Origin of the sequence: Nostoc sp., assembly GCF_036919555.1 — a bacterium.
Taxonomy (GTDB): Bacteria; Cyanobacteriota; Cyanobacteriia; order Cyanobacteriales; family Nostocaceae; genus Nostoc.
The window spans coordinates 17009-38428 of the sequence record NZ_JBALCS010000011.1; the positions used below are offsets into that span (position 1 = coordinate 17009).

21 protein-coding genes and 1 pseudogene are annotated in these 21420 nt (G+C 39.7%); 6 read left to right on the forward strand and 16 right to left on the reverse strand.

Translation table 11 applies throughout. The features are described 5' to 3' along the window. Window positions 1–31: 31 nt before the first annotated feature. Window positions 32–1144 carry a phospholipase D-like domain-containing protein gene (locus V7K36_RS04105; RefSeq protein WP_335113443.1) on the reverse strand — a complete coding sequence of 371 codons (1113 nt, stop codon included), beginning with the start codon at window positions 1142–1144 and terminating at the stop codon, window positions 32–34. A 471-nt stretch (window positions 1145–1615) separates the two neighbouring features. Here V7K36_RS04105 and V7K36_RS04110 point away from each other — a divergent pair, with 471 nt between their 5' ends. Both V7K36_RS04110 and V7K36_RS04115 read left to right on the forward strand, forming a co-directional pair. Next, window positions 1616–2053 (forward strand): hypothetical protein, encoded by a 438-nt coding sequence (locus V7K36_RS04110; RefSeq protein WP_335002389.1) that lies wholly within the window; start codon window positions 1616–1618, stop codon window positions 2051–2053. A gap of 90 nt (window positions 2054–2143) precedes the next feature. Further along, window positions 2144–3490, forward strand: a complete 1347-nt coding sequence (locus V7K36_RS04115) for a hypothetical protein (RefSeq protein ID WP_335113445.1) — start codon at window positions 2144–2146, stop codon at window positions 3488–3490. 556 nt (window positions 3491–4046) lie between these two features. Here the strand turns inward: V7K36_RS04115 and V7K36_RS04120 are convergent. From V7K36_RS04120 to V7K36_RS04130, 3 genes are all read right to left on the reverse strand, one after another. Beyond that, window positions 4047–4343, reverse strand: a complete 297-nt coding sequence (locus tag V7K36_RS04120) for a hypothetical protein (protein ID WP_335113447.1) — start codon at window positions 4341–4343, stop codon at window positions 4047–4049. Window positions 4344–4676: 333 nt separating this feature from the next. Beyond that, window positions 4677–5192 carry a hypothetical protein gene (locus V7K36_RS04125; RefSeq protein WP_335113449.1) on the reverse strand — a complete coding sequence of 172 codons (516 nt, stop codon included), beginning with the start codon at window positions 5190–5192 and terminating at the stop codon, window positions 4677–4679. Continuing rightward, window positions 5159–5335, reverse strand: a complete 177-nt coding sequence (locus V7K36_RS04130) for a hypothetical protein (RefSeq protein WP_335113450.1) — start codon at window positions 5333–5335, stop codon at window positions 5159–5161. The genes V7K36_RS04125 and V7K36_RS04130 overlap by 34 nt, the downstream gene beginning before the upstream one ends. A gap of 233 nt (window positions 5336–5568) precedes the next feature. On the opposite strand from V7K36_RS04130, the gene V7K36_RS04135 reads away from it, so the two are divergent. From V7K36_RS04135 to V7K36_RS04145, 3 genes are all read left to right on the forward strand, one after another. Beyond that, on the forward strand, window positions 5569–5973 hold the full coding sequence (locus tag V7K36_RS04135) for a DUF4112 domain-containing protein (protein ID WP_298908910.1): 405 nt from the start codon (window positions 5569–5571) through the stop codon (window positions 5971–5973). Between the two features lie 189 nt (window positions 5974–6162). Further along, window positions 6163–6534, forward strand: coding sequence for a transposase (locus V7K36_RS04140; protein ID WP_335113452.1), 372 nt, complete (start codon window positions 6163–6165; stop codon window positions 6532–6534). After that, a complete protein-coding gene (locus V7K36_RS04145; protein WP_335113454.1) occupies window positions 6500–6757 on the forward strand; it encodes a transposase in 258 nt (85 codons plus the stop codon). The genes V7K36_RS04140 and V7K36_RS04145 overlap by 35 nt, the downstream gene beginning before the upstream one ends. A 422-nt stretch (window positions 6758–7179) precedes the next feature. Here the strand turns inward: V7K36_RS04145 and V7K36_RS04150 are convergent. Both V7K36_RS04150 and V7K36_RS04155 read right to left on the reverse strand, forming a co-directional pair. Continuing rightward, window positions 7180–8322: pseudogene (locus tag V7K36_RS04150) on the reverse strand (IS4 family transposase). Window positions 8323–8380: 58 nt separating this feature from the next. Beyond that, entirely contained in the window at window positions 8381–8566 is a 186-nt protein-coding gene (locus V7K36_RS04155; protein ID WP_335113456.1) for a hypothetical protein, read from the reverse strand. Between the two features lie 43 nt (window positions 8567–8609). Between V7K36_RS04155 and V7K36_RS04160 the strand changes: the two genes are divergently transcribed. Beyond that, window positions 8610–9224 (forward strand): SNF2-related protein, encoded by a 615-nt coding sequence (locus V7K36_RS04160; protein WP_335113459.1) that lies wholly within the window; start codon window positions 8610–8612, stop codon window positions 9222–9224. Here V7K36_RS04160 and gntT read toward each other — a convergent pair. The 10 genes from gntT to gntB form a co-directional block, all read right to left on the reverse strand. Then, entirely contained in the window at window positions 9139–10497 is a 1359-nt protein-coding gene (gntT, locus tag V7K36_RS04165) for a guanitoxin biosynthesis MATE family efflux transporter GntT (protein ID WP_335113461.1), read from the reverse strand. The two genes, V7K36_RS04160 and gntT, sit on opposite strands and share 86 nt — an antisense overlap. 852 nt (window positions 10498–11349) lie before the next feature. Beyond that, window positions 11350–12258 carry a choline kinase family protein gene (locus tag V7K36_RS04170; protein WP_335113463.1) on the reverse strand — a complete coding sequence of 303 codons (909 nt, stop codon included), beginning with the start codon at window positions 12256–12258 and terminating at the stop codon, window positions 11350–11352. A gap of 70 nt (window positions 12259–12328) precedes the next feature. After that, the gene (locus V7K36_RS04175; RefSeq protein ID WP_335113465.1) at window positions 12329–12991 is read right to left on the reverse strand and encodes an alpha/beta fold hydrolase; all 663 of its coding nucleotides are present in this window, start codon (window positions 12989–12991) and stop codon (window positions 12329–12331) included. A 359-nt stretch (window positions 12992–13350) separates the two neighbouring features. Beyond that, on the reverse strand, window positions 13351–14601 hold the full coding sequence (gene gntH / locus V7K36_RS04180; RefSeq protein WP_335113467.1) for a guanitoxin biosynthesis MBL fold metallo-hydrolase GntH: 1251 nt from the start codon (window positions 14599–14601) through the stop codon (window positions 13351–13353). A gap of 363 nt (window positions 14602–14964) precedes the next feature. After that, window positions 14965–15999: a low-specificity L-threonine aldolase gene (gene ltaE / locus V7K36_RS04185; RefSeq protein ID WP_335113469.1), complete on the reverse strand. Its 1035-nt coding sequence runs from the start codon at window positions 15997–15999 to the stop codon at window positions 14965–14967. Window positions 16000–16004: 5 nt separating this feature from the next. Continuing rightward, window positions 16005–16829: a guanitoxin biosynthesis pre-guanitoxin forming N-methyltransferase GntF gene (gene gntF, locus V7K36_RS04190; protein WP_335113471.1), complete on the reverse strand. Its 825-nt coding sequence runs from the start codon at window positions 16827–16829 to the stop codon at window positions 16005–16007. A 61-nt stretch (window positions 16830–16890) separates the two neighbouring features. Then, complete coding sequence (gene gntE / locus V7K36_RS04195; RefSeq protein WP_335113473.1) at window positions 16891–18201, reverse strand: guanitoxin biosynthesis PLP-dependent transaminase GntE; 1311 nt, start codon at window positions 18199–18201, stop codon at window positions 16891–16893. Window positions 18202–18203: 2 nt separating this feature from the next. Beyond that, window positions 18204–19244, reverse strand: coding sequence for a guanitoxin biosynthesis L-enduracididine beta-hydroxylase GntD (gene gntD, locus V7K36_RS04200; protein ID WP_335113475.1), 1041 nt, complete (start codon window positions 19242–19244; stop codon window positions 18204–18206). Continuing rightward, on the reverse strand, window positions 19241–20356 hold the full coding sequence (locus tag V7K36_RS04205) for an aminotransferase class I/II-fold pyridoxal phosphate-dependent enzyme (protein WP_335113477.1): 1116 nt from the start codon (window positions 20354–20356) through the stop codon (window positions 19241–19243). The genes gntD and V7K36_RS04205 overlap by 4 nt, the downstream gene beginning before the upstream one ends. Next, window positions 20353–21333, reverse strand: a complete 981-nt coding sequence (gntB, locus tag V7K36_RS04210; RefSeq protein WP_335113479.1) for a guanitoxin biosynthesis L-arginine gamma (S) hydroxylase — start codon at window positions 21331–21333, stop codon at window positions 20353–20355. Before gntB ends, V7K36_RS04205 begins: the two co-directional genes overlap by 4 nt. Between the last annotated feature and the right edge of the window lie 87 nt (window positions 21334–21420).

The window sequence follows — 21420 nt, forward strand, 5'->3', positions numbered from 1 at the left end:
TCCGGAGATAGTAAACAAGCTTAAGCTGTGACTAGACTTTGGTATAGTGCGCCAGCAATTGGTCAATGTAATCGCTATATTGCTCTGCCAAGCTTTCATCATGTAACACAACGATATTTTCAGCATTTTGTGTAGCACTGCGAGAAAAGTTAAAACTGCCACTCACTACAATGTTGTCACATACCACAACCTTGTTGTGCATGAAATTGTGCTTGCTGTCTGGTTTATAAGGCTCGGAGTGCTTCCCAACTAGATGAGATGACACCTCTTTAAAAGTTTCAGCAACACCGACACTTGCTTCAGCTTTGTGCCAAAGTTTCACCACATGAGACATTTGTGTAGCATCGTACACTCCACTAAAATCTTTCACCTGGTTGTGTCTGAGGGCATCATCAAGTGCAGCGAGAATTGCATGAGAAGTGATCATCATGGAAGCAATCTTGATTCGCTTTTTTGCTGAACCAATTAAGCTAGAAATGATGTGGTCGATAGTCTGACCTTCTCCTGGTGAGAAGGCGAAATCAACCTCTGTAGAACCAATATAAACTTTACCACTATCCCCAACACCTGTGGTCTTGATATTGCCACTGACCCACAATTCCTGAAAGTCAGTTTCATAGTATGAGCAAAGCTGCGGCGAAGAAATTTGCAATATATTGTTGTCTTGGTAAGTCCAAGCATCGTCTGTGAAATTGGCTGAACCAGTCCACAGAGTTGCTTCGCTGGTATTCACATCTCGGATTACATATTTATTATGCATCAGCTTTGAGCCAGCAATGCTCTCAATTTCAACTTGGGTTCCCTCAAATACACTTTCTAGGAATGCTTTGGTTCCTTTTGGTGCTGGATCACTGCCACTAGCGATGAAGGGGTCAACTGTTTTAGTTTCAGGTTTTCCATGATCAAAGGCAATTCTCACTTTCACACCCGCTTGGGCTTTATTCTTAAGTGCTGTAATTACAGGTTCTGCAAGGGTTGATTCTCTTAAACGAAAATCATAGATTGCAATGTGTAGATTTGACTTTGCTTCATCAATAAACTCGGCTAATTGCTCTGCAATCTTCTGTGGTTGCCCTTTCTTTCCACCATGATTTACGTCTGTTAAGAAAGTCGGATTAATTGCTGAACTCACTTTTTTCGACATCAGTCAGTTATTTGGAATTATTTACTTTTACTTTACTTCAGATTGATGAAGTAGTTTGATAAAAAACTAAATTAAAAATATTAAATAAATCTGAAGTTTATCTAAAAACAGGAGAGATTAATATTTGTTTATTCTGAGTTTAAGCTAAGTTTAAGCAGAGGAGTGTAGCGGGTTAATTTATTTGGTTCTACCGCTCGCCGCCAGCATATTTACAGGCTGAATGCCTTTATTGAAGCATCTCTACCAACAGCAGAATTAAAATCGATATCAAAAAGCGTTGCTCCCGTTTTTTGTGGGTGGAGTAGTGGGGACATTGTTAGGATGCAAAGATTGTCAACAGCAATCACTAAATATTCAGCAGCAATTAGTAGATTTGTAAATTTGTATCTTATGTATACTTCTAAAAGGCTTGCTTCATGATTGACTGGAAAGTGCCTAATCAAACTTTCCAACTCTGAAAAGTAGTGTTTTATGAGCAAATTTACCAAAGCAACAGGATTCCTGAATCATCATCGTTTCAAGCATTCCTTGGGCGCACCACTAATTCGAGTAGTTGGCAACATTGAAAAATTGTTTCCGGCTCCAGAAAATCATCATGGTGCGAATCATCAGCATTTAATTTTAAGCAATATTCAGGTTGAGCATACTGAGGGATTTCCAGAAGGACTGGAAGTGAGCAATGAAATCTTTGTAGCTATTCGCTTTGGAGATAATGAAGGGTTAGTAGATCCAGTACCATTCATCGCAGGAGAACTAGCACGGTTACAGGGTGAATACATAGATGCATCTATGGCCTATGCGACTGAAGATAATCCCGGTTTGTCTGTACTACATTTTACTCATCATCCAGTGGGATTTGTAGAATTTCCCATTCGTAGTCAAGATTCGCATGGGCCAATTTACACCTAAACAAGTTTGCGGTTGCCTCTAGGAAGTAAATTTTCCAGAGGCAACTGCAATAGAGGATTAATCTTTTGTAATTAAAGGCTGATAATCTCCATGAAAGCATCTCATATTCTATTATTAGTAAGTTTATGCTTGAGCTTATTATTGTTGCTCACACCTTTACGAGCAGAGGGTGAAGAAGGCAAACTGAAAGGATATGATGTTATGAGCAATAACACCAACCAACTGATGTTGGGAGCGGGTAATGCTGAAGCGATTAGGCTTGCGGAAAAATCCCCCCTAGTGCAGTCAGCGAAAAATTTTTTGGTAAATCAGACACAAGAAATAAAAGATGTCAAACTGAGAAAAGCCACACTTGATGCTATTGATAATCCCACAACCTGTATCATGCATAGATCCGGATTAACTGATAGCAAAAAGCAAGAGATTGTACAGCAATTGCTCAAAGCCGCCTTGGTAGATGCTGCTGCGGATACGACCTTTCCAGGTGGACTAATAGCTGGAATTTTCCCACCAGTAATCAATGATACTAGTGCGTGTCCTCAACTTCCTCAATCTTTTTTCTCTGCACCTGGAAGTGGAAATAACAGTCACCATGCTTATCCCGGAGGACTACCAATACATGAAGCGTTTAATAATATTAGTAATTTGAGCTTTGCGAGTAACTATCGGCTAATATATGGTCAAACAAATCGCAGTGGCTTACCTATTGTCAATCCATATAGCCAAAGCAAAGTAGATTCAGATATTTATATCAGCAACGACCTATTAATTGCAGCACCGATTTGGCATGACTGGGCCAAGTCAATCGTCTTTCAGTGGAACGCGAATGGCACTGAGTTCCAGGAATTGAACTTCGGTGGCAATGGTAAAACAGACAACTACGGTGCGTCGGGCGATTCCATAACTGGTGGTCATCACATCATCAGTTTGGCAGAGACGATGAAGCGAAAGTTATCCCCAGAGTTTGTGATTACTCAAGCTTGCGCTCACTCATCTCCCACTCTCGGTAACGAGTATAAAGTAGTTAACTGGTTACGTGCAGCTGCAATTATTGCTGGAATTGACCCCATACCTCAAGGTTACTTATTCATGGATAACCAAAACCATTTGCGTTTACCGATAGTCCGTAAGCTTGGTAGTTTCGCGCTCACTGCAAATTCATCACAAACTAACTTCCTGGCTGAGTATGCTTTGCATAACCTGTCAGATGCCGATTATGTTTTATCAATTCCAGCTGTTACTACTGCTCAAGAACTTCTACAAGCGATCGCTCCCCAGTTTGGCTATCATTCTACGGATACAACATATATTAAACAATTTCGCAACCCTGTACTCAGTTACTTATCTGCTGAACGATTGCTAATTATTTATGGTAATCGTGGGCTTGATGGTGTAATTGCAGAAATCCGAAGGCTCAGTCAAAAAAAGATTATCTAGCTTGAGGATCTATCTTTCAAATTTGCACCACAAAAATCTGCCCATTGAATATCTGGATTTTACAGTTAGCAGTAGGAAGAGTGAAAAGTGCAATCGGACATTATTTACGGTATTAAGGTGAGCGTAGGCGCAGCCCGCCGTAGGCATCGCTATCCCAAATCATCATAAAAGCTGAAACGGTTGTCTCATAGTACTTACGGGCTACTTTGCCCCTGGTGACAGCTTCCGTAACTTTACCCCTAATAACAATCGGAAATGCACAAAATGAAATAGACAAATATGAAAATAAAATTAAGCAGAATTGGGAAAATAGAGAAGAACTTGTAAAAATTTTAAGAAGTAAATTGTCAAATTAAATCAACCCTCCTAAACATCAGTTTTTGCCGGAAAAATAAAACTCGTCCCAGTTTATATTCCGGACGAGTCTGATTCCAAATCAACTCCCTAATCAAGAGCGTCAAATTGCTTAGTTGAATATTTATATCTTGTTTTTAGGTGATTGACTGAAGAATACTAGATTAAGCCTGTCATTTACTATTTCCTGTTAAATAAATCTTTAGTTATGCTCATAGTGGTGAATAGAACGGGAAATGGTGTTTTCTCGGCGGTTAAGTTGTTGTCGTTCACGACGATTTAAACGTCCATCTCTCAAGTCACGCCTCCGATCCGCATTTAAAGATGCTTCTCTACGCTCCAATGAACGATACTCACGTTTGTTAATACTGCCATTTTCAACACCATGAGCAATCCGATGTTGCTGATTAACTTCCCGATGATAAACTTCTTGAGCCGAAGCTACTGTCGGCAAAAAAATTGCAGCCGCGCACATCGCAGCATATACTAAACGTTTCATGCTAATTTCCTCAAAAAATTTTAGCAAGCAAATGAGAAATCTAGATTTTTTCAACATCTCTAAATACTCCTGCCTGATTTCTTAATCATATTAATCTCAAGGCAAAACAACAATATCCAGACAACAAGAGCATTATTACTTAGTCAAAGAGTCAGCACTTACACGAGAATTGAATTAAATTCATGGTAATCGTGCAAATTATTTGTCAATCAACTTACAATAACTCCCCAAACCCCACCCCCACCTGTACTTGGCAATAGTGCGACAATGAATCTTTCCCCACTATCTTATTTACTCACACAAGCACATCTGATTTTTCACAATTCAAGTCAGTTATTTCACTGGATGGTACAGTCTGTCATTGCAGTGATATTCCCATCCTATGGATCTGGGGTCGCGGTTACGAGTCCAACTGAGAAATTCTTTGGGGCTGAGTTTTTCTTTTTCGGCTGTGAGGCTTGAAGGAGTTAAACCTAGTCTCGGTGCTAGGTTTTCAGGGGGCAATGCAAGGAGTTCAACTTGGGTTTGCTGGTATGGGTTAGCTTGTCTTCTTTGTTTGGGTTGACTGTTGTATCTATTTGAAGATATTGCCCGTGACAATTTTTCCAACTGCCCAGAGATAGCCTCTAATTTGGTTTCTAGCTTCTCCTCTAGCTGCAAAACTAATTTACTGCTAGGCGCAACATCGATATCAATATTGCTATCAAACTTAGATATTAATTCCTCTAAGCCTTGCAGCAAGCCAATTGTATGTCCCTCTGTGTGCAGCTGGGATAATTGGCGTACTACTGGAATTAAAGCACTGGGCACGCGAATCATTTCGCTTGGTGGGGTCTTGTGATCAGGCATTTGATATCAGTTTTGATAGCAATGAACTGATTGTAAAGTGAAAAGCGATGTCTACGACGGGCTATTCGCCGTTTCTCAACTTGCTGAGATGTTTGAGTATAAATAATTACATATATTTCTGGAACAGCTTGCGCGTTCGGCATCGCCTCACATACTATTGTCTAGATAATTCTTAAAAATATTGCCAAGTCAAATTGAAGACTATCAAATTTATTAGTCATAAGCCATAATAGAGTGAACGCTTGGAACCTGTATCATCCATTTATCTGCTTTCAGGGCAGTATTCAAGATTTTTATTCATAGTTGTTATTTCTAACGGTACAAGACAAAGAACTAAAAATGGTGCAATTTAAAAGTAGTGCAAATATCGGAAATTATGGACGCTGCCAAACGCCTTGCTACTCTAAATCGCATCCGTAAACTCAGCCGTTTGATGGATACATCTATACGTATTCCTCTAACAGGTTTTCACATTGGAATAGACCCAATTATCGGTTTAGTTCCAGGTGCTGGTGATTTAATCAGTACAGCGTTTTCAGCTTACATCATATTTCTAGCTACTCGGTTTGGCATCCCACGCCAAGATTTAACCAAAATGATTTTTAATGTTGGTTTGGAAGCAGTCGTGGGTACTGTGCCTTTTGTGGGTGATTTATTTGATGCTTTCTATAAGTCTAATATTCGTAATTTGGCAATTTTAGAACAACATTTGACAGTGGTTGAACCAGAACTTAAAGAAGTGTCTGATGAACTTTACTCTGGTAAGTTCAGCCAAGTTTGAAGAGGCATATTTAAAGAAATTGCCCTACAAAGTATCATCCATCCACCCACATTCTGGGCAATCCCAATGCACTCGCGCCGACCAGTCGCGGTCAAACTCATACCCGCACTGAGGGCATTTGCCAGAACCTATCCCACTAATCCCCAAATATGATAGCCTATTTCTGAATTGAGAAGGGTGTATCAAGCGATGGCAGGACGTTTCGAGGGGTTAAGCAATCTGGAATGGAAATTGTTTGAAGATATATTTCCTACAGAACCAGAAAAATGTGGTAAGGGAATGCCTCATGCACCGTACCGCTATCTGCTAAATAGTCTTTTATACATTTTGATTACTGGATGTCGATGGTGTGACATCCCAAAGGGAGATATATGGGCTTCAAAAAGCGCTTCGCACCGATGGTTAAAGCAATGGCGTGAGGATGGAACGTTTGAATATATACAGGCGCGTGTTCTTGCGATGCCTTCGGCGGGCTACGCCTACGCTGATGAGAAAGGTTTGATAAATTGGGACTTTGGGGCTGTTGATGGCTCTTTTTCCCCCTGGAAAGGGAGGAGATGAAGAGGTTGCTTATGGCGGTAAGGGAAAAGGAGTGTTAATTCATACACTTACGCAGGGAAATGGAATGCCTTTAGCTAACTGTACAACTCCAGCCAACGGAAATGAAAGAGAGCAGGTATTACCACTGCTAGATAAAGTCAAACTTAAAACTTTAAAGCCTGGTAGACCGCGTAAGAGAGCCAAGGTCTTAGCGACTGATAAAGGTTACGATTCACTCGTATAAACGCGCTGCTTTACGCAAGCGAGGAATTAGACCTCAAATTCCCAAACGAGTTTGGAAAACGAAGAAAAACAGAGGTAGACCAATCAAAATTTCTGTTCCCAGGTTTCAGCAGGAACGTTGTTTTGCCTGGTATCAACGTAAATATCGTCGTTTAGTCGTCCGATGGGAACGTCAAACAGTATATTTTGATTCCTTCATTGACCTTGCAACTATCCATATGTGGATTCAACGGATTTTATTAGTGGGATAGGTTCTTAAACCTCACGAGAATATGGAAAAAGTGAGTTTACTTATCATAACCGATAAAACCTGTAGTCTGGAGTTAATAATAATGACCGATGTGACAAATATAGCGACTAAGCTTGCTGATCTAAAGCTTTTTCAGAATGTTCTGTTGGAAACCTGAGGGGGCGACATGAAAGCTAAAACGTAGAGAAAATAAGCTCCATAGCCCTCATACCTCGTAAATAATACTCAATCTTATTGCGATTTAATTTCATTATTTTTTCAACAATACACCAACAATTATCCATGAAACTTACCCAGGTTTGACTATATAAACCGACATAAAAACTACTATGTCTCCTGGTCACTCGTCCATATTCTTTGACTCTAGCAATATATTTTTGTACGCCAATACGCTTAATTTTCTGCCCTTTAAAAGTGGACATACTATAAGCAAAAGATATTATTAAAATCAGAGATATTAAGCGATTACCGGAAACATTCGTATCTTCTAATTTGTCGCCACCACTTTTGAAATCTCGAAACATTTCTTCGATGTCAAAGCGTTTTTTATAAGCATTGATAGCTGAGGTTAAATCGGTTAAATTTGTTAAGATAAACCACCCTTCTTCTGTTGAGCATCCTTGAAGCGATCGCTTCCATTTAACAGCTAGGTTAAAACCTTGAATCTTTTGACTTTTTGTGACCTTAATGTTTTGCAAAAACAGAGAAACTCCCGGTTCTAAACCTCAGCTATCAAGAGAGTGCCAAATTTCATCCTCATTTTGAATAAATTCATTCTTTTTTAATCTCAAACAAAACTGTACTTCTTGCTCCCTGAGCCAGTTAGCCAATTTTACAGAGCAAAATTCTCTGTCCCCCAAGATAACAGTCTTATATTTGTTGAATAATCCTAGCACCTGAGAAAATATTTTTGATTGCTCCTCAAAATTACTATTTCCCAATCTGGGTAAAAATTCCCAATATATTGGGATAGCCCTTTGGTCATAAACTAAACTAATCATTATCAAATTTTTTCGCTGCCATTTAGTCCGATCGATTACCAAATAAATTCTTTGATTCTCCGGAAAATTTTGAGTTAACCAGTTTTTTATTATCGGAAACCACCTTTTCTGGATATTGAGTATTGGCAGTGATAAAAATCTTTGAATTTTCTTACGTCTGCTTTCAAATAATATTGGTACAGGTAAAGCATTTGCTATTTTTTCCAGACTGACTTCTTTAATATCTTGTAGGACATTAATCAGCAGGTTTAAAAACAACAATTCGGACTCTGAGAGTTGATTTTCTAAGTTAGTTTGATACAATGGAGGTAACATTTTCAATAGATAGGTCTTCTTGACAATGATTGACCTATCTTTTTTTACCATAATTCGGTCAAACCTTTGCACCACTTTGAATATAAGGCGCGTGTCGCCCCTTCAGGTCTAAACCCTCTCCAGAGCAAGACACAAAAGTTAGTCTTTCTTGTTTAGAAGATGATGCGCTAGGAGAATCGCTAGAGGTTCTGTGGGAACGGGAAATAGATGCCAAAGTCGTAGAGGCGACATCATGGGATTCCATAGCGAAGCGAGGTTTTGATAATCCCCGTCTATTTTCCGCATACTTGCACACATTACGCTGGAACTGCGTAACTTCCACAGATGCCAAGCTTTTCCAAGTTCCTTATCGGGCGGGAATAGAAGTCAAAGCGTATCAGCTAGAACCACTACTCAAAGCTTTGCTGATGCCGAGAGTCGGTTTGTTTATTGCCGATGATGTTGGTTTGGGCAAGACAATTGAGGCAGGGCTGATACTGCGGGAAATGCTGATGCGGCAAAAGGTTAGGCGAGTAGTGATTTCGTGTCCGCCATCAGTGATAAGACAATGGCAAGAAGAAATGGAGAGTCGCTTTGGACTTACATTCATGATTCTTGACCGTAAATTTATAGCTGCCCGTCGTCAAGAACGAGGTTATGGAATTAACCCTTGGATGACGCATACCCGCTTCATTATCTCCCACGCTTTGCTACGAGATGAAACCTATGCCGCACCATTACGGGATTGGCTTGATGATTTTGCAGCTGCTTCCATGCTCATCCTTTGCCGTAGAATCTGGTTGAAACCTCGTAATTTGGCAGAGGTATTGCACTCAATTATTCAACATCCCTTTGTAGCTGATCATTTCTATAATCGCTTTCAAGAGTTCTTGGGACTTGTATCCCAAGCATCACCATTCTGATGGCCATGAATATGGTATAAGCCAGCCACAACAGATGGTTATTGTGAAACTGCCAAGCGACTACACTTAAAGGCACGAATCCTAGAGTAATAGCAGTTAAGTTAATGTTGCGAAGAGTACGCACTTCTGCTAAACCTAGAAAGTATCCTTCTAGTGCAAGCGCTACTGAACTAAACATCAAAAAGAGTGGTAACCACCAAACATATGTATCAATTTGACTAATGATTTCAACGTGGTCAGTGAATAACCCAAATATCCTTTGAGGAAAAAGCGCAGGCACGAGAGCGAAGGCGAGTCCTACAAACAGACTCGCTTGTCCAGAAAGCTTTACCAAAGACGCTAATTTTTCATTCGCACCTTGACCTACAAAGTTTCCTACTAAACTCTCTGTAGCTAATCCTAATCCTTCAACAACGTAGAGAGCCAGGAAGATAATTTGTAACATCAAGGTATCTTCAGTAAAGATTATCATCCCCATTGTAGTACTCTCCAAACTGAATAGATCAGTGGTGGAGATAAGGATAAAAGTGCTCACAAATATGTTGCCATTCAGGGCAAAGGTAGATTTCAAAGCTGATAAATTAAAAAGTTGTCCAGTTATGGCTTGTAACTCTTGCCACCGGATTTGAAGGCAAAAAAATATCAATCCCACCAACAACATTAAATACTGACTAACAGCCGTGGAGAGTCCTGCCCCTGTAGCTCCCCAACCCCAGTGCATAATAAGCAAATAGTCCAGTCCTACGTTAGCAGCATTTCCTATTAGAGACAGTAGTAACACCTTACCGCTCTCTTCCCGTCCGAGCAACCAACCAATCAGAACGTAATTGATGAAAACCGCAGGTGCACCAACAATCCGAGCGTTAAAATAAGCAACCGCTGAAGCTTTGACCTCTGGAGTTTCGCTTAACAGGGCAAACGCTATCTCTCTTAATGGGTACTGCAAAATCAGGATAAGTATGCCTAACACTAAAGCAATTAAGATATTTCGCAGCCCTATCAGCAGCATTCCGGCTTGGTCTTCTCGTCCTATTGCTTGAGCGGTAACTCCAGTGGTACTCTGTCGTAAAAAGTAAAAACCATAGTAGATGAAATCAAATAAGACTACTGCAAAAGATGGTCCTGCCAAATCATGGAGTTCTGAGAGATGACCCAAAAAAACCAGACTGATTGAACCGGCTAAAGGGATCATGAGATTGGAGACTATATTGGCAAACGATAGCCGAATAAAGCGGTTAAGAAAGTTATACTGATTTGAGAGTGTCAAATTCATTAAATTCAGTGACAAAAATGGTTTGTTTTCTACTTGCGATGCTGTAACTGCTTGTTTATCAGAATGTAATGTTCATTTTGAGAAAACTCTTTAATTGCTTCTATCTCCGGACAATTTGGGTTTAAATCTGAATCAACTTAAAACCGCTTTAATTTAAACAGAATTTGTTGTTGCAAACCTGCTTGCTATGCAAAAGGACACATCGGCAAACCACTAAAAAATAAATTGGGTTTCTCCACAACATCTGTTATCCACAGAACAATGCTCTGGACAATTTAAAATTCTGAATCATTAATAAAAATCTCCGACTTAGGGACTGACAAATAAAAAAATACTTAACGGGACTTAAACATTTTTAAGGGAAAAACAAGCCTCAAACCTATGCAGGGTAAGGGAAATACACCAAAGGCTCAAAAATAGCCCAAACCCAGATATATCAAGAAACTAACCAAAGCGATGTCAAAGTGTTTCTGTATACAGATTTGAGGCTATTTTTGGGGTATTGTTTGTCTAAGTCCCATTAACTACTTATTGTGGGGTGGGCATCTCGTTATTGGTGTCAAGTTAAGACGAAATAACTTTAGTCAATTTGTAATTATCCTGAAAATCCACAGAGTAAAAGAGTATTAAATTAACTCCTCTACTGACTTTTAAGGGCGAAAATGAGGGATGCGTTTAAGGATAATACGATTGCTAGCCCCAAAATTGTGTTTTCTACCCCGATTTCAGCAAACTTTTGAGTAAGATTACTTATTGACAATTGCTTCTTAACTTTAAGTTAACATCAATGGCAAGATACCCACCCCACAGAATTGGATAATTTATTTCTTGGTAATCTCTTAATCAGTGGTTTCATGATGATACAATCGCTAACCATTCTGAAAAACTTTCGCTCTGGGTGTAGTGACGCACAACTTTCCAATTTTCGTTAGCAAAGCCTTGATAGTCCCTATCAAGTCGAGAAATCCTCGCCTGTAAAATGCCCCAAATACCTTCAATAAAGATAGCGACCATCTTCCAAAGATTGATTTCCGCTAACTCGACCTCAGTGACTTTCTCAAAGTAGCTCTCAATGAGAATTTTATCGCCTTCTCTATCGAGGTTCTGGTTCATAGAAAAGTTAGCCAGATCGAACATTGGATCTGCTTTACCTGCGTACTCCCAATCGATCAGGTAAATCGAGCCATTAGCGTCGAGGATGTTTGAGCCAGCTAAGTCGTTATGGCACAGACATGGTTTTCTCCAAGCTTTAGTAAGTACGGCTTTTGCACATTGTAGGTCAGCGAGTAGCTTTTCAAAATCATTAGGAAATAGTCCTTTTTCGCGTCTAGCGTTACTCAGAAGCGCCTCGATTCGCTCAAATGGCGGCGGTGCAGCCTCAATGCCCTCTATTGCATGAACTTGTCTTAGTACCTGGGTAATCCGGCGTATGTTGTCCGGCTTTGTCATTTCCTCTAGAGAAAGATGCTTACCCTCTATAAATCGCGTTACCAGATGTCCTTCTGGTGGTATGTATGCAATGACCTCCGGTCCTATACCCGCTCTAGCAACTGCCTTAAGAACAACCAGTTCCTCTTCCCGAGCAATCCCTATTAGGTCTTGATTTCCTTCGCTAATACGAACCTTGAATACCTGTCCGTTGCTCTCAACTCGGTAATTCTGGTTGGTGAAGTTTTGGTCACCGATGGGTACAATTTTAAGATCACCTTGTCCCTCCCATATAGGCAAGTTGGCAATTATCTTGTCGATGGATTGTTTCAAAGTTTTTTACCTTACTTTATTAGACGCGTAAACTGATGTCACTTCCACTTTTTTCCTGAGCAATAATCTTTTACTTTTGTTCTACAGACCAATCAATTTGAGATGAAGTTTCCTCAATAAATTTGATTAAATGGTTATGAAACTTATCTGTAGCATCCAGATAAGAACGATGAGCTGCATTTGCTAAGATTACCTTTTGAGTCTTGGGCATAATTTTTAACAACAAGTCAGCTTGTGTAACAGGAACAATTTTGTCATTTATTCCCCAAATTGCTAGGGTAGGCAATTCAATTCCTTTGAGTTGTTTACTAAATCCAGAAATGCCCACAGGCGCAACGGCGACAAACCCTCTCAATTTATCCCAATGAGTAATCACTAAAGGCAAGCTATATATCCCACTAATTGAAGGAGATACTATTACTGGTTTTTTTAAATTTAATCCCTCTAAAAAATCCTTTAAAAAAGGTTTCTCCGCTCCCAATATACTCTGGGAACTACCGTATCCAGGTAAATCTACAGCAACTGCTCGATATCCTTTCTCAGCTAATAATCTGAGAGTACCAATATCCTGCCAAGTTTGAGAATTCCAACTTACTCCATGAAGAAGTAGCACGGCATATGCAGTAGAATCTCCTGCTTCCAGGTAATGAATGTTTGCCCCTTGGATGTTTACAAATTGAGATTTTATCTTAGTGTCCTTAACTTCACTGGACTGACTAGAAGTTTTGTGCATTATATAATACTTTACATTAGTTATTCCCAGAGCAGCAGAAGTAATATGAGTTCTGAAAATTTGCTGAGGTTGTATTGCAGAAAGAAAACTACAAACTAAAGTATTCCAACACAGAGACAAAACCAATGAAAGGATGACAAATTGGTGGAACATAGTTTCAAACTTATAGTTAGAGTTTCTCAGTTTGTTTTCCGTATCCAGAAAATGCAATTCTCCATTGGACTTACATCAGCGACATAGATAATTCCGCCTAAACTTCCAATATTTTTAAGCAACATTGTTTATTAACAAAAGCACTGTCACTTTAACCTGTCACGGATGCATCTTACAAAATGATGTTTCATGTAGTCAATTTTCTTTTAGACTTTCTTCCATTCTTCTTGCGGAATCACCGCGTCAAGAAGCCACTGGGGGGACAACTGCTCTCGTGGTTTATACTTCGGTGGTGGAAGGTTTTCGTACCTCTTGACGGTGTTTTGCAACGCCAGGTCGGGGACTATCGCCATCCGTTGTCTGATTTGATTCTTGGAAACATTGAACACTATCAAGTCTTGAGCAATTGCAACTGGTTCGTCGTAAACTTCTCGGCACGAGTCAAGAATAAAAAATTTTGTGTTTTCATTGATCTGCATATGAGTCAGCACGCCTAAGCGTGGTTTAGTTAGGGCAAAAATAGTACCAGCAGCATTCGGCGGCGTGTCTGATATGTTTTGCATATCTATGGTTTGTTGGAGCGGCATCTTGTATTCTTTCGCCCAAACCCCTGGTGGTGCAATCGTTTGGTGAATCAAGATATCAACATTTTGTGCATTCTCAACCATAAATGTATTCGGTTGCGAGTCACCAGAGAAGACAAAACTTAGACCATTCCAATCCACACGGTAGCTGACAGCACCGTCTTTTAAGTGAACTGCGGGGAAGTGCTTGATCACAACGCCTTTCTGGTTGTATGCGACACCTGGATTTTGAGTATAGTCAAATTCACATACCTCTGTTTCGTAACCATTACCGTTCTGCTGGAAAGAAAGACTCTCGGTATGCCAGATGCACATAGCCTTCATTGACTCGACGAAAGCATTTGTGCCGAACTTCGGCTCCTTGCCACTGGGTCCCCAGATACGCAGGGGCGTTTTGCGATCGTATATTGGACCTTCACCATAGATGTACGTAAGATCCGTCATGTGGTCGCAATGCAGGTGGCTAAGAAAAACTCTATCCATCCGCGAATAGGGTACACCCAAAGCCGTATAGTTGGCACCCACACCAGGCCCAGCATCAAAGATAAAGCTGTCCCCGTTTCCAAGTTCGAGAAAGATGCTTGTTCCAGCTTGCGCTTTGCGTGCTAATGAAGACGATCCTACAATAGTGATCCGCATTTCATCAGCAGCGAGCAGTTCGCCAAGAAAAAAGAATGACTGGTTGTTTGTGAAGAGCAGCGATTCCTTTTCGGTATTGAAAGCTTTGTCGTTCTCAGCAGCAGCAACATCTTCGCTAAAAAGACCAGAGACAACCGCAGTAGAAATTCCGGCAATAGATGCCATAAGAAATACCCTGCGGTTATGATCTGTTGGATTTAATTCTGTGTGATTAGTGTCTTGTTTATTGCTCATGAGGATTGCTGCTGTATGCTTGTTTTTTCAGTGCTAGGTATAATAAAGCTAGATAACCTTGCATTGTAGATTTTAACCATATTCTTCTTACAAAATACCATCTGTGATAGGTTAAGAAAATTGTGCGAATGTCTACGAAGAATGCCTATTATAAATCCAACCTGGAGACAAGCTTTCAGAAAGCTTTGATTATCCCTAAATCTTAATTTTAAGGCGCTACAAAATACTTAACGGATAGGTCGTTTTGCCTCTTGAGGACGTGACACTACAGAATTTATCTTCCTCCATTTTTGATCCTTTTTTGCAGTATTTGTACTAGCTTTTAAGCGAGTAATAAAGTGAATCTGTTTATTAATAAAGACGCTACACTTTCTGTAAAATAGTAATTACCCGATCAATATCTTTCCGTTCAATACCGTAATGCGTAACTGCGCGAATTGTGCGATTCCTAAAATCTGATACTAACAAACCAGCCTTTTCCCAAACAGCTAATCGTTCCTTGAGAGAAAGAGAGTCTTCCTCATGCTGCCGAAAAAATATGATATTAGTTTGCACCGGATGGGTTATTTCATAACCACATTCACATAAACCTTCAGCTAAAAATTGGGCGTTTTCATGATCGATAGTAAGTCGTGTCCTCATCTCTTCTATGGCAATTAAACCAGCAGCGGCGATCGCTCCAACTTGACGCATCCCGCCACCCAGTAGTTTACGCAAGCGGCGTGCTTCATCGATAAACGACTGTGTTCCGATTACAAGGGAGCCAATAGGTGCAGCCAGCCCCTTGGATAAACATACAGATAAAGAATCAAAAGGTGAAGATAAAACACTTGGTTCAACCCCAGTTGCCACGGCTGCATTCCACAAACGGGCTCCGTCACAGTGTAATGCCAGTCCTAAATCATTCGCCAAATCACGCAGACTTTGCAAGTAAGCCAATGACAAAGGCAGACCTCCTCGCTGTGCTTGTGTATTTTCTAAAGATAATAGTTTTGTTCGCGGACAATGAATATCATCAGGTCGTACAGCTTCACGGATTGCTGACAAAGGAAGAGAGCCATCTATTGCAGTGCTAATGATGTGCGGATGAATACCCCCCAATACTGCACTGCCACCACGTTCATACAAAAACAGATGAGCTTGATCGCCAATAATAACTTCTTCTCCACGTCCACAATGAGTTAACAGACAGATGAGATTGCCCATAGTGCCACTAGGTACAAACATAGCAGACTCTTTAGCTAAAAGTTCTGCTACTACTCCTTCAAGGCGGTTCACTGTTCGATCTTCTCCATAAACATCGTCACCTACTGTCGCTTCTGCCATAGCTTTACGCATAGTGGGTGTGGGTTGGGTAACTGTATCACTGCGTAAATCAATGGGAAAATCCTTAGTCATAATATTCAAAAAGCAAGTCGTGCTGTTAACATGAGGAATTTCTCGTACTCAGTGTGATTGAGACCACCATTAAGTTGCTTCGTTTTTATTGAGCCTGGCTCAAAATTACAGTCTAATAATGTCTGCACAATATATTCTTCACTTAAATTAACCACTGTGCCATAACCGTCGCCAATACGATAACTATCAGCTTCAATTTGGGTAGCAAATATAAGTAAACCCCCTAGCTTAATTGTTGAAGACAAATTAGTTATCAATTTTTTCCATTCGGCTACATCTTCCGCTACACCTTCTAAACAAAAAGAAGAAACCACCGCTTCATATAATGCTTTTCCTTCTTCTCCCACTGGATTAATAGCACGAGCATTACCTTGTCTTATGGAAGTTATTTTTTGCTGTAGCAATGTCGCCCGTTGTTGTACTTGCTCATCTGTAATATTTAAAGAACTATCTGTAGATTTATTTTGGTTTAACGCAGTTTCCATTTGCAGAGCGCGACGCAGATACGGATTCCAATCAAAAACTTGTGGGTTTCCTTGTTGCCAAAGCTTAACCTGATCTAAATTTTGTTGTAAATAATCACTCATGTGTATTTCACGGCAGTTATTTCCTAAACTGACGATAGAATAAATAGTAGGACCACAACCAAAATCTAGTAGTAAAGAGTTATTTAGATTATGTTCATGGGCAACTTGAGCAAAGAATTGTAGGAATTGTTCATTCTCTATTCCTACACCGCCATAATTATCTGACGGATAATCGAAGTATTCATTGAGATAAGGTATTGGCTCAAAAGATTGAAAATCATTTTCTTTGAATTTAAGTTGCATTTTGATATTCCTTTTAAGGATACATACACATTAATTAGCTAGTAAATGCAGAAAATAAGATTTATGCCTGTAAAACTTTCCGCAGCGAAGTTTCAAATTTATCCAGTGTCTCTGCAATATCTTCGGGTGTATGGGACTCACACACATACCAAGTTTGTTGTGGATCTGAATCAGTCATAATACCAGCATTAACCAATTCAATCAGTAGTTTTTCAGATAATTCCAAATTGGTATCAACAACATCACGCCAATCTTTGGGATTAGATTCTGATAAAGTTAAACCAAACAACGAAGGTAAACCATGAATATGATGAGAAATTTGATGACGACTAAGAATTTCATCTAAACCGTCCATAAGTTGTTGTCCAATGTGGTTTAGATACCCAAATATATTCTTCTGTTGCATATATTCAAGGGTAGCATCGGCCGCAGCAGTAACTACTACATTTCCTGTATAAGTTCCTGCGTGTACCACCTTACCTGGTGCTATGGTCATCATAATGTCACGCTTGCCACCAATAGCAGAAATCGGATAGCCATTACCCATAGCTTTAGCATAGGCACTCAAATCAGCCTGTACACTAAAGTATTCACCAGCCCCTCCCGGTGCAATGCGAAAACCAGTTTTAACTTCATCGAAAATCAAGATGATGCCATAAGTATCACATTGAGTACGGAGAAATTGCAAAAATCCTGGTTCTGGCATCAAGCCTCCTGCATTAGCAAGAATCGGCTCGACAATAATTGCGGCAATAGTATCTCCTTTTTCCTTTAACAGCTTTTCTATTCCCTCGCGATCGTTCCAAACTGCTATTAATAACAATTGAGCTACTAAGTCTGGTACACCTTGACTGGTTTTATGTCCAACTGGCTCGCCTCGTTTTCCCACACGGCTTTTAAGACTATCTGGTGTTGTCCAGAGCATATAATCGTAATCACCGTGATAGGCTCCTTCAAATTTCAACACTAGATCTCGTCCAGTGTAACCTCTTGCCAGACGAAGCGCATGGCGGGTCGCATCAGAACCACTATTATCTAAACGTACCATATCAACCGAAGGACACATCTTGATTATGTGTTCAGCTACCCGTACTTCATATTCTTGAGTTGCAGCAAAACTGACACCATTTTGTATTGCTTCAATGACACGCTGATTGATAACAGGATGAGCATGACCGAGGATAACTGGACCAAAACCTAGACGGTAATCAATATAGCGTTTCCCGTCAAAGTCATAAACGTAAGCTCCTTCACCACGCTGAATTACAGGTGTATTTTCGCCCCAGTAGCGGTGGCTGGAATTAACACCAAAGGGGATAACTTTTTGTGCACGTTCAAAGAAAGCACGGGATTTTGGGGAATTTTTTAACATTTTTATGAAGCTACTTTATCAATAATTCGAGATGTAGGATTAGAACGGTATGTTCTAGATTTGCGAAGATCGCGGGTGATATTAATGCGCTTTAACCACCGATCGTGACCGTCATAATTGGCTTTAAATGGCTTTCTTCCATGAACAGCACGGAAATTATCCACAAAACAAATGTCGCCCGGTTGTAGAATCACATCCATTAATTCAGCATCAATAGCATTGATCAATGCTTGCAAAGCCTGTTTAGCTTCTTCATCTATTGCTTCCATATAAGCTGGGTCGACACACAAATAGGGTGCGCTAGGTTCTCCATATAACAAAGGCATAGCGTTCTCTTGGGAGATAATTTTATGCTTTATTTGATTATAAGCATTCTCAATTTTGGCATCTAATGCAGTTTCTTTATGATAATTATTATCGGCTTGATGAGCATTATCTGGGCGAATAATAAAACGTGCTTGAAACAAGATATCTAATTGCCCCTGAGTCAGTTTTTTTAATGAATCCACTGAACCAATAGTGGTTACACTATTGCAAGGATTACGTAAACACATTAGCCCCAAGTAGTCACCACGAGCAGGATGATAAGCATCTTCAGTATGCCAAAGCAGTAATGCTTCACTACCAGAACCGATTTGATCCTGTTCATAGCCTTTAATTGGAAAAACATCGTGGATCAGATAGGCATTTTGTTGTGTTAGCCAACTAAATATTTCTCCAAGTAAAGAACTGCACAAGACAAACATAATCTGCTCACGTTTGGTGCGGTTCGCATCTTTATGACCTGCCCAATGTTCAGGGGTAGCGCCAATAGTACTGTCGTTAACTGTATAACCCTTTATTAGACAAGCAGGAGCGGTTTCTTGTAGTTTGAATTCATGTAAAAATTGACGAATACGTAGGGGCATACCTTGGGCTAATACCGAAGAAGCGTCAATCAATTCTGATTGTTCTGCATGGCTATAGTTAGCGGTAACTTGATCTAAAAGAAGATCTATCTCTTCAAGTTCAGCTTTGGTAACATTTAATGTTTGAATACTCATAAGCAAGTTTCCATCATAACAGCAAGTTTTTCCAATGCGTGCTGAAAAAGGCTTGGCTTAACACCCAAAGCTATGCGGAAATGACTTGGGCAATCAAAAGCTTCACCTGGAAGCAACAAGACTCCGTGATCTTCAACCAGACGTTTGGCTAGTGTTTTGCTGTTTATATTGGGATCGGTAAAAAACGGAAAAGCGATAGTACCCGCTTCAGGTTTAATCCAGCCAATCAGTCCCGGTTGTTGTTTGATAAAAATTTCAAACTGGTTAATGTTTTGCTGAATCATCTGACGATAACGGGGTAAAATTTTATCTCGGTGTAATAAGACTCCAGCCGCAATGTAATCATTGAGGACGCAAACAGTATGTGTTGTGTAGTCCTTGAAAAAGTGACAAGCTTTAATGATTTCTGGATTAGCAATGAGCCAGCCAATGCGTAAGCCAATACAGCCAAAACATTTACCAGTAGAACTTAAACTGATAATTTTAGGTGAACGTCCATATAACGAAGGCAGAATTTCAGTATCTTTGTCATGGGGCAAAAAACGGTAATGCTCATCAACTAGAATTTCTGCATTATGCTTTTCCGCAATCTCAATTATGGACTGAATTTCTGTTTCAGAACAAACAACACCACTAGGGTTTTGTGGAGTATTCAACACAATTACTTGAGTATTGTCATCTACTAAAGTGGCTAACTCTTCAGGATCAATGCGAAAACCATTTTCTGCTCGCAATTGCAGATAGCGTACCTCGTAACCAAAGAAAGCTGGGGTTTCATAAAGTACATGGAAAGTGGGGACTGGAACAATTACATTAGCACCAGAACGGTAACGTACTTGAAAATAAATTAAAATAGCTTCTGTTGTACCAGCAGTCACTAAAATATCATCTGGAGATACTGATTTATCTAATGAGGCAATGGCTTCACGCAATCTTAGGGAGCCGTGGGTGTCATTATTCATGAGGCTGAGTTTATCGATTGCATCGCGATCCCCTGTGAGGCTTAGTAATTCCCCAAGGGTAAAATTATCCACGCTGCTCTCTCCTAAGTTATAAGATACTCGCTTATATTCAGACAGCCACATTTCTAGTAAAGCAGATTGAATTTTCACTCATTTTCCCCTATTACAATTGAACGCCTATGATCAGACTTTACAAGCAAAATAGTAGGTGCATCATTATTTGACCAGACTATTCCGCCACTTTGACTGTCATGTTGGGCATAATTGGGGTCTTGCATCAATATTTCGTGTACTTTAGGTATATTCCAGAAAGGAATACTTGGGAATAGGTGATGTACTAGATGGTAGTTTTCATTGTGCATACCCGTTAAAAATTGTTCAATAAAAGGGCTATGGCGGTTACGACTCATATACAAAGTTACACCATTATTCATTAAAGGGTAATGCTCTGCTAATTCAATAAACCAGCCAATGATTTGGAAAACCGTTACATAAGGAATTAACCAGAATAGAATCAAATACTGCCATAAGTTTCCTAAAACGCTTACGCCAATAATTATCAACCACCATAACGCCATAGCAAAAACCTCTAAATAATTTTGCTGTTCTAATAAACGGCGAGTTAATAGAGATTTTAAATAGTTAGGTGCTTTGGACAGTAGCAAAGGAGCAATAATATAGCGCCAGCGAAATGTTTTAGCATCCAAAGTTTGTTCATATAATCCTTGAGAGAGTGCAAACTGGTAGTCGGTATCTTGCTCAGGCTGGCCAAAATGGGCATGGTGTTCTTTAACATGAGATTTACGATAAGATGACATGCTTTGCAGAATTAAATACCCGGATAAAAAAGTACCCATAATAAAATTTAAGGTACAATTTTTGGCAATTGTATGATGAGAAGCTTCATGAAGTAATGTGGCTAGTGCTCTCTGACGTGAACCGATAAGTAGTATAGTAAGAGGATAAAAGTACCAAGAGAGGCAATAGCTAATACAAACAGCAAAAAAAATAACCAACCAATCTTCTCCAAAAGCTAGCCAACAATGCCAGTTATCAATTTTCAACAGCGGCTTTATTTGATGATAAATATAATCTGTAAATCGATACTTTTTAATCTTTATTTTCATGTAAATATTCAAGTATAAATTTCAAGAATCCAAGATAAAAATTTTAGAAAATCATTAGCTATTACTTTAATAGTCTGTTCAAAAAAG

What these genes read in the sequence shown, in the direction of transcription:
- gntT (WP_335113461.1), bottom strand. Translation starts at nt 10,497, where the DNA reads ATGAATTTGACACTCTCAAATCAGTATAACTTTCTTAACCGCTTTATT.
- V7K36_RS04135 (WP_298908910.1), top strand. Translation starts at nt 5,569, where the DNA reads ATGGACGCTGCCAAACGCCTTGCTACTCTAAATCGCATCCGTAAACTC.
- V7K36_RS04145 (WP_335113454.1), top strand. Translation starts at nt 6,500, where the DNA reads ATGGCTCTTTTTCCCCCTGGAAAGGGAGGAGATGAAGAGGTTGCTTAT.
- V7K36_RS04110 (WP_335002389.1), top strand. Translation starts at nt 1,616, where the DNA reads ATGAGCAAATTTACCAAAGCAACAGGATTCCTGAATCATCATCGTTTC.
- gntH (WP_335113467.1), bottom strand. Translation starts at nt 14,601, where the DNA reads ATGAGCAATAAACAAGACACTAATCACACAGAATTAAATCCAACAGAT.
- ltaE (WP_335113469.1), bottom strand. Translation starts at nt 15,999, where the DNA reads ATGACTAAGGATTTTCCCATTGATTTACGCAGTGATACAGTTACCCAA.
- V7K36_RS04105 (WP_335113443.1), bottom strand. Translation starts at nt 1,144, where the DNA reads ATGTCGAAAAAAGTGAGTTCAGCAATTAATCCGACTTTCTTAACAGAC.
- V7K36_RS04130 (WP_335113450.1), bottom strand. Translation starts at nt 5,335, where the DNA reads ATGCCGAACGCGCAAGCTGTTCCAGAAATATATGTAATTATTTATACT.
- gntB (WP_335113479.1), bottom strand. Translation starts at nt 21,333, where the DNA reads ATGAAAATAAAGATTAAAAAGTATCGATTTACAGATTATATTTATCAT.
- V7K36_RS04115 (WP_335113445.1), top strand. Translation starts at nt 2,144, where the DNA reads ATGAAAGCATCTCATATTCTATTATTAGTAAGTTTATGCTTGAGCTTA.
- gntE (WP_335113473.1), bottom strand. Translation starts at nt 18,201, where the DNA reads ATGTTAAAAAATTCCCCAAAATCCCGTGCTTTCTTTGAACGTGCACAA.
- V7K36_RS04155 (WP_335113456.1), bottom strand. Translation starts at nt 8,566, where the DNA reads ATGGAATCCCATGATGTCGCCTCTACGACTTTGGCATCTATTTCCCGT.
- V7K36_RS04125 (WP_335113449.1), bottom strand. Translation starts at nt 5,192, where the DNA reads ATGCCTGATCACAAGACCCCACCAAGCGAAATGATTCGCGTGCCCAGT.
- gntF (WP_335113471.1), bottom strand. Translation starts at nt 16,829, where the DNA reads ATGCAACTTAAATTCAAAGAAAATGATTTTCAATCTTTTGAGCCAATA.
- V7K36_RS04140 (WP_335113452.1), top strand. Translation starts at nt 6,163, where the DNA reads ATGGCAGGACGTTTCGAGGGGTTAAGCAATCTGGAATGGAAATTGTTT.
- V7K36_RS04120 (WP_335113447.1), bottom strand. Translation starts at nt 4,343, where the DNA reads ATGAAACGTTTAGTATATGCTGCGATGTGCGCGGCTGCAATTTTTTTG.
- V7K36_RS04175 (WP_335113465.1), bottom strand. Translation starts at nt 12,991, where the DNA reads ATGCACAAAACTTCTAGTCAGTCCAGTGAAGTTAAGGACACTAAGATA.
- gntD (WP_335113475.1), bottom strand. Translation starts at nt 19,244, where the DNA reads ATGAGTATTCAAACATTAAATGTTACCAAAGCTGAACTTGAAGAGATA.